Origin of the sequence: Paenibacillus sp. SAF-068, assembly GCF_051967555.1 — a bacterium.
Lineage (GTDB): Bacteria > Bacillota > Bacilli > Paenibacillales > Paenibacillaceae > Paenibacillus.
Genome location: NZ_JBQCJX010000003.1, coordinates 319,108 through 333,253, shown reverse-complemented (window position 1 = coordinate 333,253; position 14,146 = coordinate 319,108). Strand labels below are relative to the sequence as shown.

General features: G+C 48.0%; 14 protein-coding genes. 8 read left to right on the top strand and 6 right to left on the bottom strand.

Going from position 1 to position 14,146, the window contains the following annotated elements; translation table 11 throughout:
• Nucleotides 1–48: 48 nt before the first annotated feature.
• Entirely contained in the window at nucleotides 49–1,485 is a 1,437-nt protein-coding gene (locus ACTHPG_RS19210) for an alanine/glycine:cation symporter family protein (protein ID WP_440391069.1), read from the bottom strand.
• A gap of 330 nt (nucleotides 1,486–1,815) precedes the next feature.
• Here ACTHPG_RS19210 and ACTHPG_RS19205 point away from each other — a divergent pair, with 330 nt between their 5' ends.
• Nucleotides 1,816–2,745, top strand: a complete 930-nt coding sequence (locus ACTHPG_RS19205) for a response regulator (protein ID WP_440391068.1) — start codon at nucleotides 1,816–1,818, stop codon at nucleotides 2,743–2,745.
• A gap of 174 nt (nucleotides 2,746–2,919) precedes the next feature.
• Here the strand turns inward: ACTHPG_RS19205 and ACTHPG_RS19200 are convergent, their stop codons facing one another.
• Entirely contained in the window at nucleotides 2,920–3,096 is a 177-nt protein-coding gene (locus ACTHPG_RS19200; RefSeq protein ID WP_017691636.1) for an aspartyl-phosphate phosphatase Spo0E family protein, read from the bottom strand.
• 434 nt (nucleotides 3,097–3,530) lie between these two features.
• Here ACTHPG_RS19200 and ACTHPG_RS19195 point away from each other — a divergent pair, with 434 nt between their 5' ends.
• Nucleotides 3,531–4,154, top strand: coding sequence for an acetate uptake transporter (locus ACTHPG_RS19195; protein ID WP_091012490.1), 624 nt, complete (start codon nucleotides 3,531–3,533; stop codon nucleotides 4,152–4,154).
• A gap of 398 nt (nucleotides 4,155–4,552) precedes the next feature.
• The gene (locus ACTHPG_RS19190; RefSeq protein ID WP_124116913.1) at nucleotides 4,553–5,065 is read left to right on the top strand and encodes an acyl-CoA thioesterase; all 513 of its coding nucleotides are present in this window, start codon (nucleotides 4,553–4,555) and stop codon (nucleotides 5,063–5,065) included.
• Between the two features lie 35 nt (nucleotides 5,066–5,100).
• Here ACTHPG_RS19190 and ACTHPG_RS19185 read toward each other — a convergent pair whose 3' ends face one another.
• Both ACTHPG_RS19185 and ACTHPG_RS19180 read right to left on the bottom strand, forming a co-directional pair.
• Nucleotides 5,101–6,177 (bottom strand): anthranilate phosphoribosyltransferase, encoded by a 1,077-nt coding sequence (locus ACTHPG_RS19185; RefSeq protein ID WP_440391067.1) that lies wholly within the window; start codon nucleotides 6,175–6,177, stop codon nucleotides 5,101–5,103.
• 19 nt (nucleotides 6,178–6,196) lie between these two features.
• Nucleotides 6,197–6,790 carry an ANTAR domain-containing response regulator gene (locus ACTHPG_RS19180; RefSeq protein ID WP_440391066.1) on the bottom strand — a complete coding sequence of 198 codons (594 nt, stop codon included), beginning with the start codon at nucleotides 6,788–6,790 and terminating at the stop codon, nucleotides 6,197–6,199.
• A 592-nt stretch (nucleotides 6,791–7,382) separates the two neighbouring features.
• Here ACTHPG_RS19180 and nirB point away from each other — a divergent pair.
• The 4 genes from nirB to cobA are packed head-to-tail and all read left to right on the top strand — an operon-like array spanning nucleotide 7,383 to nucleotide 11,847.
• Nucleotides 7,383–9,824 (top strand): nitrite reductase large subunit NirB, encoded by a 2,442-nt coding sequence (gene nirB, locus ACTHPG_RS19175; RefSeq protein WP_440391065.1) that lies wholly within the window; start codon nucleotides 7,383–7,385, stop codon nucleotides 9,822–9,824.
• Nucleotides 9,825–9,840: 16 nt separating this feature from the next.
• Nucleotides 9,841–10,158 carry a nitrite reductase small subunit NirD gene (gene nirD, locus ACTHPG_RS19170; protein ID WP_440391064.1) on the top strand — a complete coding sequence of 106 codons (318 nt, stop codon included), beginning with the start codon at nucleotides 9,841–9,843 and terminating at the stop codon, nucleotides 10,156–10,158.
• Between the two features lie 37 nt (nucleotides 10,159–10,195).
• A complete protein-coding gene (locus tag ACTHPG_RS19165) occupies nucleotides 10,196–11,080 on the top strand; it encodes a formate/nitrite transporter family protein (protein ID WP_440391063.1) in 885 nt (294 codons plus the stop codon).
• Nucleotides 11,077–11,847, top strand: coding sequence for a uroporphyrinogen-III C-methyltransferase (gene cobA / locus ACTHPG_RS19160; RefSeq protein WP_440391062.1), 771 nt, complete (start codon nucleotides 11,077–11,079; stop codon nucleotides 11,845–11,847). Before ACTHPG_RS19165 ends, cobA begins: the two co-directional genes overlap by 4 nt.
• Before the next feature lie 9 nt (nucleotides 11,848–11,856).
• On the opposite strand, the gene ACTHPG_RS19155 is transcribed toward cobA, so the two are convergent.
• Nucleotides 11,857–12,495, bottom strand: a complete 639-nt coding sequence (locus tag ACTHPG_RS19155) for a TetR/AcrR family transcriptional regulator (RefSeq protein WP_440391061.1) — start codon at nucleotides 12,493–12,495, stop codon at nucleotides 11,857–11,859.
• Between the two features lie 195 nt (nucleotides 12,496–12,690).
• On the opposite strand from ACTHPG_RS19155, the gene ACTHPG_RS19150 reads away from it, so the two are divergent.
• Entirely contained in the window at nucleotides 12,691–13,458 is a 768-nt protein-coding gene (locus ACTHPG_RS19150) for an SDR family NAD(P)-dependent oxidoreductase (protein ID WP_440391059.1), read from the top strand.
• 253 nt (nucleotides 13,459–13,711) lie between these two features.
• Here the strand turns inward: ACTHPG_RS19150 and ACTHPG_RS19145 are convergent, their stop codons facing one another.
• Nucleotides 13,712–13,966 (bottom strand): hypothetical protein, encoded by a 255-nt coding sequence (locus ACTHPG_RS19145; protein ID WP_124116914.1) that lies wholly within the window; start codon nucleotides 13,964–13,966, stop codon nucleotides 13,712–13,714.
• Nucleotides 13,967–14,146: the final 180 nt, after the last annotated feature.

Genomic DNA, 14,146 nt, shown 5'->3' with positions numbered 1-14,146 from the left:
CTGTTTATTATGTCCATTTGTATGAATCAACTCAATGTAGCTGCAAACTTATTTCACTACATGTACTGATTTATCTCCAATAACTTCTTCTTCCGACTGCCAGCATTCTACCTCACCCGGAATATGAATTCGGTCCCGGGTAAAGACGGGATCAAGCCCTTCAGCCTTCTGTTTTTTGTAGTCCTTCAATGCTTCGAAAGTCACCTTGGACAGCATCAGAATCGCAATCAGGTTCACCACCACCATAAGCCCCATGAACAGGTCAGCCAAATCCCATACCAGCTGAACTTTGGCTACCGCACCAAACACCACCATCGCGATAACGCAAATACGGTATACCCACAGCCAAACTTTGTTGGATTTGATAAACTCAATGTTGGTTTCTCCGTAATAATAATTTCCGATGAGTGTACTGAAGGCAAACAGGAACACCATAACCGCCAGGAAACCTGATGCCCATGAACCAATATGTACACTTAATGCTGCCTGAGTTAACTCAATGCCACCCAGACTGGAACCTTTGTACACTCCGGATAGCATAATAATCATGGCTGTGCTTGTACATATCACTAACGTATCTGTCAGCACGCCAAACGCCTGAATAAGTCCCTGTTTCACCGGATGAGTTGTATCCGCCGTTGCAGCAGCATTCGGGGCACTACCCATGCCCGCCTCATTGGAGAACAATCCACGTTTCACACCGTTCATCAGTGCAGCGCCCAACGTTCCGCCAGCGACCTGTTCGATGCCGAAGGCATTTTTGACGATCAATGCAATCATGGCCGGAAGCTGGGTAATGTTCGCCAGCACCACAAAAGCCGCTACCCCAATGTACAATACCGCAAGCACAACGACGATGTATTCCGATGCTTTCGCAATTCGTTTGACGCCACCCATAATAATTCCTGCAAATACCACGGCCATAATGATCCCAACCGTTAAGCGATCGGTACCAAATGAGTTCTCAAATGCAACCGTAATCGTGTTAGACTGGACCGCATTAAAGACCAAGCCGAATGAAAGTGTGATGAGGATGGCAAATAAAATGCCCATCCAGCGCTTCCCTAGCCCACGCTCCATATAATACGCCGGACCCCCGCGGAATCCGCCCTTATCCTTCACTTTATAGATCTGAGCCAGCGTGCTCTCCACAAAACTGGAGGCAGAACCAATAATCGCAATCACCCACATCCAGAATACAGCTCCCGGTCCCCCCAGTGCGATAGCCAGTGCAATACCAGTGATATTCCCTGTGCCTACCCGGGCCGCCATACTGATACAAAATGCCTGAAATGGTGAGATTTTGCCTGGTTCCTTGCTTTTCCGCTCCAGAAGCACCTTCACCATATCGCCAATCATGCGGAATTGCATGAAACGCGTCTTGGTGGTGAAGTATATCCCACATACTACCAATAGTATAATTAACACTTTGGACCATAGAAAATCATTGAAAATGACGACAATATCTTGTATTGTTTGCTCCATCGGTATGCCCCTTTTATATGGTGTATTTCAAGTACAGAGATGGGTCATGTGAAAGTTTGTACCATTCTGCACAACACTAGCCCCGGACTTCGGGATGTTACTTATACTACAAGGGCATCTACGAAAATCGACAAATACCTACATGCATTTTCTACATTTATTTTAAAAATGGGCTTTGATCGCCCAATCATTGTCATTTAACCTGACATGTCAGGTTCTATGCAAAAAGGAAAGAAACGATTACACTGGAGCGAGAGTTCATGGCGGAGTTAACCGCCTTTACCATAGATTTATCAATCACACCATTCGCAAAGAAAGGGAATGACTGACATGCGTTATTTTATCGTGGATGATGATCCTGGCGTTCGTTCCATGTTAATGGATATTATTGAGGATGAAGGCCTGGGCGATATTGCCGGGGAAGCTGAGGACGGAGCACATATTCACGCGGAACTGTTGGAACTGCATAAGGTGGATGTCCTGCTGATTGATCTGCTGATGCCACAACGAGACGGGATTCAGACCGTGCGGGCACTAGAAGGCAGGTTCGAGGGCAAGATCGTCATGATTTCCCAGATCGAGTCGAAAAATATGATTGGAGAAGCCTATTCACTAGGCATTGAATATTATGTTACGAAGCCCATTAACCGATTGGAGATTCTATCCGTTCTGCGGCGGGTCAGTGAAAGGCTTCGGATGAAGAAGTCCATCGCAGATATTCAGCGGACATTGCAGGGACTGTCCGGTTTGCATCCCAACGAGCGCACTGCGGTTCCAGTTCCGGACAAAACCATTACAACAGCAGGACATTTCCTGCTGTCCGAGATGGGCATGATCGGTGAAGCGGGCAGCAGGGATCTCCTGGACATGCTGGAATATCTGGAGCAGGTAGAGACAGATGAGCATAAGCTTTCCCCCTATACATTCCCATCTCTCAAAGACATCTTTCAGAACGTGGCGGTACGCAAATTGGGGGAGAACGCCTCTCTTGCAGAGGTTAACAAGGAGATCAAGGCTTCAGAACAGCGTGTGCGCAGAGCCATATTCCAGACACTGAGCCATGTGGTTTCACTCGGGTTAACAGATTATACCCATCCCAAATTCGAGAACTATGCCTCCAAATTTTTTGATTTTACCGAGATCCGCAAAAAAATGCTGGAGCTGCAGAACAATGTGGAGCCTTCCTTGTCCCAGACCCGCATTAATACGAAAAAGTTCGTACAGGTCCTATATCTGGAATCCAAACGATTGCTGCATTAGACAGGTAGTGATGGATATTGGGTAAAAAACAAACGGGCATGAATATGACGCCGGTATGATACCGCCTCTTCAACTGAGGCAATGCATCCCGGCTATATTCATGCCCGTCTGTATATTCAGGTGTTGCTGATCTATGTGATTCGTTCTGTATATAAAATTAAAATCCCTTCGGGTTCAAGCCCGTGAATGGTTTCGGCTAATTCGGTTATACTCATTAATCAATTCGTCCAATGCCATAGACTGCCGAATCACATCGGGATGCCCAAGACCACCCTTGTTATGCTCTACCAGCATATGAAGGTTATGTCTGGCCTTCTCTATTTTATTTTTCAAATCCAAACTCATAACCATGACCCCTGATACCTCCTTATTCTGTGAACCATTTTAGTTTTTCCTGTCAATCTACAGTTGGATTAACATATGGCATAGGAGACAAGGATGTTTTGTATTCTTCTCCAAATTTTGATAAATATTATTTTATCATACAAGTGCTTATCCGAAAATGGCTGATATGACGCAATTTAGCGGTAATTACGAGAGTTCGATTCCAGCCTCTAGCCTCATCGTTCAGGGCCAGAACGGATTGTGTCGTAAATGTGTATATTGAAAAATCAAAAACTCTATTGACTCAAAAGGTAATAAAATCCCTTTCCTTAATGGGGTCATTCAGGTACAATAGGGCGATGTGTGTGTCCGGACCCGGCGGATACAAATGATGTAATTTAGAGGACAGCCAACGACGGCTATTGATCCTGATTTGATATTATTGGAGGCTTATCATCACCATGCAGACCGATTCACAGACTAAAGTCAAAATTGTTAACGCCGATCCCAGCGCAATGGGATTATTTGGGTTGGCTATCGTAACCCTGGTCGCTTCTTCCCAGAAACTTGGTATTACGGATGGACTTAGCTACGCTATTCCTTGGGCAATCTTCCTGGGTGCCTTTGCCCAGTTATTCGCATGCATTCAAGATTCCAAACGCAACAATACCTTTGGCACAACGGCTTTTGGCGCGTACGCATTCTTCTGGTTCGCCATGGCTGCCAACTGGATGATCAAAATGGGCGTATTCGGCTCCACTCTCGCTGAACAGGCCGATGGCAAGCAACTCGGATTTGCTTTTGCCGGATACCTTGTATTCACCCTGTTCATGACAATCGGTGCGATTGAAGCGAATAAAGTATTGCTTATCATCTTCATTCTGATTGACTTCCTGTTCCTCGGCTTGACTTTTGACGCTTTCGGCGTAGCTCCTCACATTTTCCACACCATTGCAGCATATGCTGAAATGGCGATCGGAATTGTGTCCCTGTATGGTACAGGTGCTTCGGTACTGAACGCCCACTTCGGCTATGCGTTCTTGCCGATCGGCAAACCGTCCGGCATTTTCAAGCCCAAGGCTTAATATACAGCAGTAAACCGCCAGCGCGCCGGTCCGCGCCTGGCGGTTTTTTTGCAGTCCAACTTCATTTGAATATGTCTGACCGACACCTATACTAAAAGATACTATATAAGTCAAACTAAACATTTACACAGAACGAAGAGGAGAGAAATAACTTGAAGAAGCGGAGCGTTCGCCTGAAAGCTTTCTGAAAGAAAGCTGCATCGGAAGCATACGCTATCCGCGGATTTTCACTCTATAAAAAGGAATAATAAAAATCTGGGGATAACAGCGATCGGAGAGTTATTCTATCATCGGAGTGGCCGATGTAAATAATCTTTAGTTGAACTTATGTCACAGCAGCCATACGGTGAGGAGGAACAAGCATGAGAGAGATACCGAAACCTACGGAGATGGATCAGGTGGAGAAAAAGTACGTACGCGAAACGCGTTGTTTTAAGACGGCACGGGTGTTCCCGACCGATGTCAATAATCATAACACTTTGTTCGGCGGGAAGCTGATGTCATACATTGATGATATCGCATCCATCGCCGCTTCCAAGCTATGCCGGGTCAATACCGTTACAGCATCAACCGACTCGGTTGACTTCCTGTACCCAATTAACCCAACGGACTCCGTTACGCTTGAATCGTTCGCGTCCTGGACAGGACGCAGTTCCATGGAGATTTTCGTAAAGGTGATTCGAGAGGATCTGAAGACCGGAGAGAAGAAAATTGCGGCGACTGCATTTCTGACCTTTGTGGCCCTGGACGAAAATAATCGCAAACTGATCGTACCTCGTATTATCCCGGAGACCGAAGAAGAGAAGAAACTATACGAGACTGCTCCGGATCGGGCGGCCATGCGGAAAAGGCGGCGGGAAGAGAGCAAGAAATTCGCTGACTTCCTGACCGTTACTTATCCTTGGGAATAAGAATGCGCTAAATATGCACAAGCTCGAACTACGATTTATCTGGACGATGCCGGATAGATGGACACCGCTCTGTTATCCGGCAGTTCGCCCCCCATCGAGACACACCACTGTTGATAGATGCGATACGCTGCGCCACTTTCCAGCAACCCCTGACAAGTGTATATGCCCTCTTCGATGGAATTAACTCGCCCCGCTGCGTACAAGCGGAACCCCCCATTTAACAAGACCTGATTCACAAAAGCAATATGACCTTCGCCGCATAACACACTTTCCGCCACTTCGAGCTGCTTGGCAGCCGTCCAGACCAGTTCCGGCACAGGCATATCCAGTTCGTAAGCTGCGGGGTCAATCAGTTCCAGCTTCATATCCCCGTCTTCTACTGCGTATACGCGGGTTGGCCGATCAATATACAGATCCTCAGAACCTTCCATTCCCTGTACCACATAAGCACGGCGGTAGACAAATCGGGTAAGAAGCTTCGCAATCCGATCCAAAAAGGTATTATGAAACACACCGAACACCAGATATGGTGAATGGTTATAATCAATGAGTTTCTCTGCCGTGTTAAATACCGTGCGGAATCCCAACTCTTCCCGTAACGGACGAAGCTTGCGAAGAGGCTCGCACCACTCCTCGGAGGATACGTACATGACACCTGAACGCAACGCAGCACTTCGGGCATCTTCCCGATCCATCTTACCCGTATCTATCCCCGCTTCCTTTAGCAGTAACGACAGCGTAACGCCCCACTTGGGCGGTAAAGGATCACTCCCGTGCAGAGTCACTGGTAACCCGGCCGCCGCAAGCACAAACGCAACCGGAAACGTCGCCATGAACGACTTGGTCCGCCCGTCATAAGGGCCGGCACAGTCCAATCCGTCCTGAAATACGGAGAAGCGTTCAGCACTGTTACGGCATGCATGAACAAAGGCTTCCAGTTCCTCAACGTTTTCCATTTTCATTCGTTCAGCCATTAGAAACGCAGCCGTCTGGGCAGGGGAAACCTCCTGTTTCAGGATTTTCTCCGCAACGGTCAGTGCCTCTGTATAGTTCAGATCACGCGAGCCTCGTTTCCCACGTCCGACTTCTCGGAGTATGTGAGACATATCCATGGAGAATCCTCCTTCCAAATTAAGACTGGAGCAGTTGATGTGCCTTCACAATAGCTGTGGCTACGTCGACCATCCGTTTGCGTTCATCCATCGCTTTCTTACGTAACAGGTCATAGGCTTCGGCCTCGGAGATCTGCTTCAGGTCACTAAGAATGGCCTTCGCCATATCAATCCACTTTCGATCCTCCAGCCTCGATTGCAACTGCTTCCGTTCTTGCTCCCACTGTTTACGTTCCATGTAGCGCCGAGCTGCAAAGTGAAGCGTCCAGTGGATCTCGGGCCCGGTCATGGAAGGTGTAAGTATTCCATCAAATGAAGTTTCGACCTCGCAGGATTCTGCGGAGGAAGAGGCCGTATCTGGCCCGCACCACCAGAGCAGCGGGGAATCCGCCTTCCCCTTTCCCAGGCAGTTCACCCAGTACTCCACATCAGCCAGCGACAGATGCAGGATGGAAGCTTCCGCCTCACGGGCGAGCTTCAACGCATCCGCTTCACTGCCTGCCACCTGTACATGGTACCCGTTCGCTCCCAGCAGTCTCTCCGGTGTCAGAGGGATTGCATCGGACGAATCAGCTATCGTCGATTGTATACGGATGACCAATAAAGATCGCATGATGGAGCAATCCCTCCCTAATTACGTATAATTAGAATCGCTTTATTTAAGGCATTAACACATGAAAGCGCTATATATGTTATATTACCTGACAAAAAATACAGATCAATCTGATTTTACACTTGATTTCGAGATAATGAATACAAAAATTATGACGGATCGTCCTACTAGCCAAAAAGAGTGAAACACTAATCATGACACCTTTTCTACAATTTATGTAGTGACCGGTGCACTATTTTTCACTAAAACATTCATTTTTATGAATATATATCCTTAAAACCTCTTCGATCATTCGTGTTCCAATAAATTCATGTAAACATAATTAACTTTAAATTTCAAATACTTTTTTGTGTCAACTATATTGACATGGGTGGATCGATCTTTTATAGTTAAGCCATAACAACTCCATATTTGAATCGATCACAGTTACAACGGCGTAGCTGGTTGAAACGGCAATGAAGCCTGTTTTGCAATCTCGGAGCAAGGGATGCGTATGTATATGCGCAGTCCTCCGAGGCATAACAGGCTTTTTCGATTTTAGAGACAAGGTTTCGAGGCAGTATGCAGAATGGACCTAAGGGGGCTAATCATAATGAGTACAACGAAAAAACTGGTGCTGGTCGGCAATGGCATGGCGGGAATCCGCACAATCGAACATATCCTTAAGCTTGCTCCGCACGCTTATGAAATTACAGTCTTCGGCGCAGAGCCACATCCCAACTACAACCGGATCATGTTATCCTCTGTATTGGCTGGCGGAACATCCATCGAAGATATTGTAATCAATGAGTGGAGCTGGTACGAAGATAACGGCATTAAGGTATACCCGGGTGACCCGGTCGTTCAGATCGATACCGAGCGCAAGGAAGTTGTATCTCAGAATGGTGTACGCGCAGCCTATGATGAGCTAATTATGGCAACCGGTTCACAGGCGTTTATCCTCCCGCTTCCCGGTGCTAACAAGGAAGGTGTTATCGGCTTCCGTGATATTAAAGACTGCGAGACCATGATGGCTGCATCGCAAAAGTATCGCAAAGCGGCCGTCATTGGAGGCGGATTGCTGGGACTGGAGGCGGCGCGCGGGTTGCTCAATCTGGGCATGGACGTTACGGTCATCCATATTAACGGCCATCTGATGGACCGGAATCTGGATTTGCCAGCAGGCCTGATGCTCCAGCGTGAGCTTGAAGAGCAGGGCATGAAGTTTCTTTTGAATAAACATACCGAAGAAATCACAGGCAAACATCGAGTGAAAGCCATTCGTTTCACCGATCAGTCGGTACTTGAGGCTGACCTGGTTGTCATGGCTGTCGGGATTCGCCCTCAGATTGAACTGGCTCGGAAAGCCGGCCTTGATGTCAATCGGGGTGTCATTGTAGATGATTATATGCATACCAGCATCCCTGGTATCTCTGCCGTAGGCGAATGTGCAGAACACCGCGGGATTGCCTACGGACTGGTTGCTCCATTATATGAACAAGGTATGGTACTCGCGAAACGCCTGGCTGGTGCGGCAACCGAAGGATACGAGGGGTCGGTCACGTCTACCAAGCTGAAAGTATCCGGTGTGGACGTATTCTCTGCCGGACAATTCAAAGACGCCGCTGACACTCGCAGCATTCGTATTCAGGATGATGTCGATGGTGTGTACAAAAAGATGGTGATCAAAGACGGGCAGTTGATTGGAGCTGTATTGTTCGGAGATACCACAGACGGCGCATCGCTGTTTTCCCTCATTAAGAGTGGTGAGAGCATCAGCGGTCGTGAGAAGGAAATTTTACTCGGCGTACCTTCCGGTGGTTCAGGTTCAGGTCCGTCTGTCGCAGAACGCATGGCCAGCATGCCGGATGATGAGATCGTCTGTGGTTGCAACGGTGTTACCAAAGCTTCCATTGGAGATGCTGTGCTGAATAAAGGCTGTAACACCCTTGGTGCAATTAAATCCTGTACCAAAGCTTCGGCTTCCTGCGGTGGATGCAAACCTATTATTGAGAACCTGCTCACATATTATGCGGGTGATAATGTAGGCGAACAGACCAAAGAAGGAATCTGTGGTTGCACATCCTACGATCGGGATGAGATTGTTGCACAGATCAAGGAAATGGGCCTGAAAACCGTCAAGGAAGTCATGAATGTGCTTGGCTGGAATGAGCCTGAAGGTTGCTCCAAATGCCGCCCTTCCCTGAACTATTATCTCGGAATGATCTGGCCGGCTGAATACACAGATGAGCGCCAATCCAAATTCACCAATGAACGTTACCACGCCAACATCCAGAAGGATGGTACGTATTCCGTTATCCCTCGGATCTATGGTGGTGTTACTTCCCCGGCTGAATTGATCAAGATTGCGACTGTCGCAGAGAAATACGATGTTCCGATGGTGAAGTTCACGGGTGGACAACGACTCGATCTGCTCGGTGTACAAAAGGAGAACCTGCCGAAGATCTGGGAAGAGCTCGATATGCCTTCCGGTTTCGGTTATGGCAAGGCACTTCGTACCGTGAAGACGTGTGTTGGCAATACATTCTGTCGATTCGGTACACAGGACTCCATCGAGATGGGCATTCGTCTGGAGAAAAAACTCGACAAAATGGTGGCGCCGGCCAAAGTGAAACTCGCTGTCTCCGGATGTCCGCGGAACTGCGCGGAAGCAACCATCAAGGATCTGGGTGTTGTCGCAATCGATGGTGCATGGGAGATTCATGTTGGTGGTAACGCCGGAGTCAAAGTTCGTACAGCCGAGCTGCTCTGCACAGTGAAGACCGATGCGGAAGTGGAAGAGTGGACTTACGCCTACCTGCAATATTATAGAGAAAACGCCAAATGGAATGAGAGAACAGCGGCTTGGATTGAACGGGTAGGTCTGGATCACGTGAAGGAAGCATTAGCGGATCGGGATGTACGTCTCGCTCTGATCGAACGTTTGGAAGTTACATTGGGTCACACAGTCGATCCTTGGAAAGAAATCCTTGAAGACGAGAAGTTGCGCAAGAACTTCACCCCACTGTCCGGTGCCGAGCCGGTAACTCATTAGAATAGGAGGAACAGCGATGAACAAATTCCGGATTGGACACGTTGCGGATATTGATGAAAAGGGAGCACGGACCTTCCTGGTACAGGATACCGAAATTGCAGTATTCAAACTGAGCGACGGCAGTCTGCACGCCGTCGAGAATCGCTGCCCTCACAAGGGCGGCAAGCTTTCGGAGGGCATGGTATGCGGAACAGCCGTTCATTGTCCCTTGCATGATTGGAAGATTGATCTGCGCAACGGCAAGGTACATGAGCCTGACGAAGGCTGCTTGAATACCTACAAAACCGAAGTGGACGGCCACAGTGGAGAAATCTACATCACAATTGCAGGTTAAAGGCTAGAGATACCCTGACATCAAGGAGGCGTGCGCGATGGATTTTGTTAAACCTGCAGAAGTGCTGCAATCGATGGTCGAAGCTGGTGAGAGCAAAGCCAGAATGAATCGGGTACAGATGCTGATTCGCGGTTTTCTGGCAGGGGCTATTCTTGCTTTTGCTACCACAATGGCATATACCGCTGTATCTCAAACTTCCGTTGGTTTGGCAGGTGCACTGATATTCCCCGCGGGGTTCGTCATTATTATTCTGCTGGGCCTTGAATTGGTGACAGGAAACTTTGCGATGCTTCCACTCGCAATGATGAAACGCAGAATCACATGGATGGATATGCTCCGTAATTATTTCTGGGTGATCACAGGTCATCTGCTTGGATGTGCATTCTATGTTCTGTTATACGGCATGACCATTACCAAGATGGGTACGGATATGAGCAACCCTCTAATTCAAACGCTGATCCAGACCAGTGAAGCCAAAACATTGGGATATCAACACTTGGGCGGAGCTGGCATTGTACTGGTGATCATCAAGGCCATTCTATGTAACTGGATGGTCACACTCGGGGCAGTGATGGCGATGACATCCACGTCTACCCTGGGCAAAATCGTAGCGATGTGGCTGCCCATTACGATATTTTTCGCCCAAGGTTTTGAACACGCTGTGGTGAACATGTTTGTCATTCCGGCAGGCATGATGCTCGGTGCACAGGTCAGTCTCGCTGACTGGTGGTTGTGGAACCAGATCCCGGTGTTGGTGGGTAACCTCATTGGCGGAGCTGTATTTACAGGCCTTGGTCTATATGCTGCCCATCATTGGGGAAATCCGATAAAGCTCACATCCTCCAAACTGGCAACCATTCAGGGTGGTCGTTCAGGATTGGCAAGTTCCGATGTTGCACCGAAGATGGGGACACGATCATGAGCCGGGGCCTGGTCAGTATTGTTGGCGCAGGTCCTGGCGACCCGGATCTGATTACGGTAAGAGCCCTGAAACGTATTCAATCCGCAGATGTCATTATGTACGATCGGCTTGTGAATGATCAATTGCTCGCTGAGGCTCGTGAAGGAGCACTCCGCATCTATTGCGGCAAAGCGCCAGGCCTTCACTCCATGAGTCAGGAGATGATTGGACGAATGCTGGCTGCACACGCAGCAGAAGGCAAACAAGTCGTACGACTCAAGGGCGGCGATCCGTTCATCTTTGGCCGTGGTGGCGAAGAAGCGCTTTTGCTGGCAGAAGCAGGGATAGCATTTGAAATCATTCCCGGCATCACTTCAGCTGTAGGTACATCCGCTTCCTCCCTTATTCCGTTAACTCATCGCGGAATTTCTTCATCTTTCGCATGTGTCACGGGAACCGGCAGTGATGGAAATGTTTCATCCGTTCGCTGGGACCTGCTCGCCCATAGCGTGGATACACTGGTCATCTATATGGGCATTAGCCAACTCCCCCAGATCCAACATGAATTGCTTCACCATGGGAAAAGTGGACACACCCCTGCAGCTTTGATCGAACGGGGAACCACCTCGGATGAACGGATTATTACCGGCACACTTGCCGAACTTCATTCACTCGCCCTGTCACATCAAGTGAATAATCCGGCACTAATTCTGATTGGAGAGTCAGTCCTGATTCGCGAACAGCTGCTTCAGATGCAACAGGCCGTGAGCGCCTCCATGACCGGATAAGCGTTCACTTTAATCCAACAGCATGCGCTCGTGAATCGTCCGACCCTTCTGTCCTGGTTCAATCAGCAGACGGGTCGGTTTGATGTTGATCAGTGCCGTAAGCTGCTCTCCCATATAATGCGCAGAATACTTGAATCCAATCTCCGCCCAATGCATGATCACTCCCACCGTAGCAGATACCAGATAACTTAACATGATGTCGTAATTAATCGTATGCTCGCTATCTTCGGTCACCAATACAAAATCCTCGGTTAGATACGTTCTAAACATATTGCACAGCCGGGAATTCATATCGGAATGCATCGTGATTAATGCGCGAAAAATATCCTGATGGGCTTCAATATATTCAAATACAGGCATCGTGGATGGCAGCAATGCAGTCATATCCACTTCTTTGAGCTGTGCGTATGGTGCTGCATAAGCTTGTCCTACTCCCTGCATGAAATCATCCAGTATGAACTGCAACAACTCCGGTTTGCCGGGAAAATGTAAATAGAAGGTTCCGCGGTTATAATCCGCCCGCTCCGTAATATCCCGGATGGTGAGGGCATCCGCTCCCTTCTCCAATATCAAAGAAACCGCCGCAGCGATGATGGCATCCTGCGTTCTTCGTGCTCTCCGGTCCTGAGGATGTTCAATAATCAACATTCTCGCCTCCTTTGTTCATTATTGTAAACTAAATGAACACCGCTTACATCACTGTCCGATAGCTGACATATGCGCTGTCAATGATTATTGTCACATGGCTATGTATATCTTAACATTGAGACAGGAAAGATAGACGACAGGTTGAAACTTTTTTTGAGAAATACCTGCCAATAATGAATAAGGAGCGAGTATATCATGAGTACATCGTATACACATACAGCCGTTATTACAGGAGCAGCCGGAGGCATTGGTAAAGAATTGGCACGCCGCCTCGCTGAGCGTAAAATCAATCTGGTTCTGGTCGACCTGAATGAAGAAGCCATCCAACAGACAATTGCTGATCTGAACATCGACAAAGAGCACGTCATCGCCGTAAAAGCGAACGTATCTCAAGAAGCCGACGTGAAAAACTATGTGCAAAAAGCATTGGATGCGTTTGGCCGAATCGATTATTTTGCCAACAATGCCGGGATTGAAGGTCCAACAGGACTGATCGAAGACCTGAGTGTTGAAGCACTCGACACCGTATATAACGTCAACATTCGTGGCGTATTCCTGGGTCTGCAAAATGTCATTCCAGTGATGAAAAAACAAAAATCCGGTGCGATTCTAAATACCTCTTCCCTTGCGGGTCTGATGGGTGCACCTGCTGTATCTCCATATATTATGTCCAAACATGCCGTAGTTGGCCTCACGCGTACCGCTGCCAATGAACTGGCACCTTACAATATCCGCGTTAACGCTGTATTGCCAGGTACAATCAATACCCGTATGATGCGTCAGATCGAAGCAAATTCCGGTAATGTGGAAGATTATCAATCTGCTACGGTATCTGCCATTCCAATGGGCCGTTACGGTGAACCGGAAGAAGTCGCTGCGGTGATGAACTTCCTGTTGTCCGAAGAAGCATCCTATGTAACAGCTTCCCTTTACACTGTAGATGGCGGCATGATGGGTCAATAAGGAGCTGTAAACTGTAGGAGATACACCGACAGGTGCCCCTGAAGGGATGCCTGGTCACTACAATCTAAAAAAGGCCTCAACACCACCATAATGTGGAGTTGAGGTCTTTTTTACAGTACGATACTTCGACTTAGCATGCTTAAGGCAGATGGCTGCACATGTGAAATGTTACTTTTGGAACAGCCTTATAACGCCTCGCCGTTGCCCTTGTGATCACTCACGCTAACGAACCCGGATTTTGACTACGCTGAACTTAATCGACGTACCCCGCGTGCCCCTTGTCCATCAAGTAGTCCATCTCAGCATCCAAAATGCTTTCCACGGTCAACTCATCCAGCTTCACATCTTTACGACTAAGGATGTAGTCAGCCAGATCATCGCCATCAATATCCACGTCATTACCTTTGGCATTTTCGTGTGCCTTGTTGATGTAAGCTTGCTCATGCTTCAGCACAAGAGCGATGTTCGCCTGGCTTGCCTTCGTTTTATCTGCAATATATTGCATCATTTCTTGTTCATTAATTGCGTTTGCTTCTGCCACGTTCCATTCATCTCCTTGATCATATATACTGTTGCCATTGTAGCATAGGTTAACCCGTTACAGGCAGATCTTATGCCTCATGAACGATTATAGATAGAGCCGGAAGCAAAGCCCCCCCACTCCCGCCCTATGCTCTAAACCTTCATC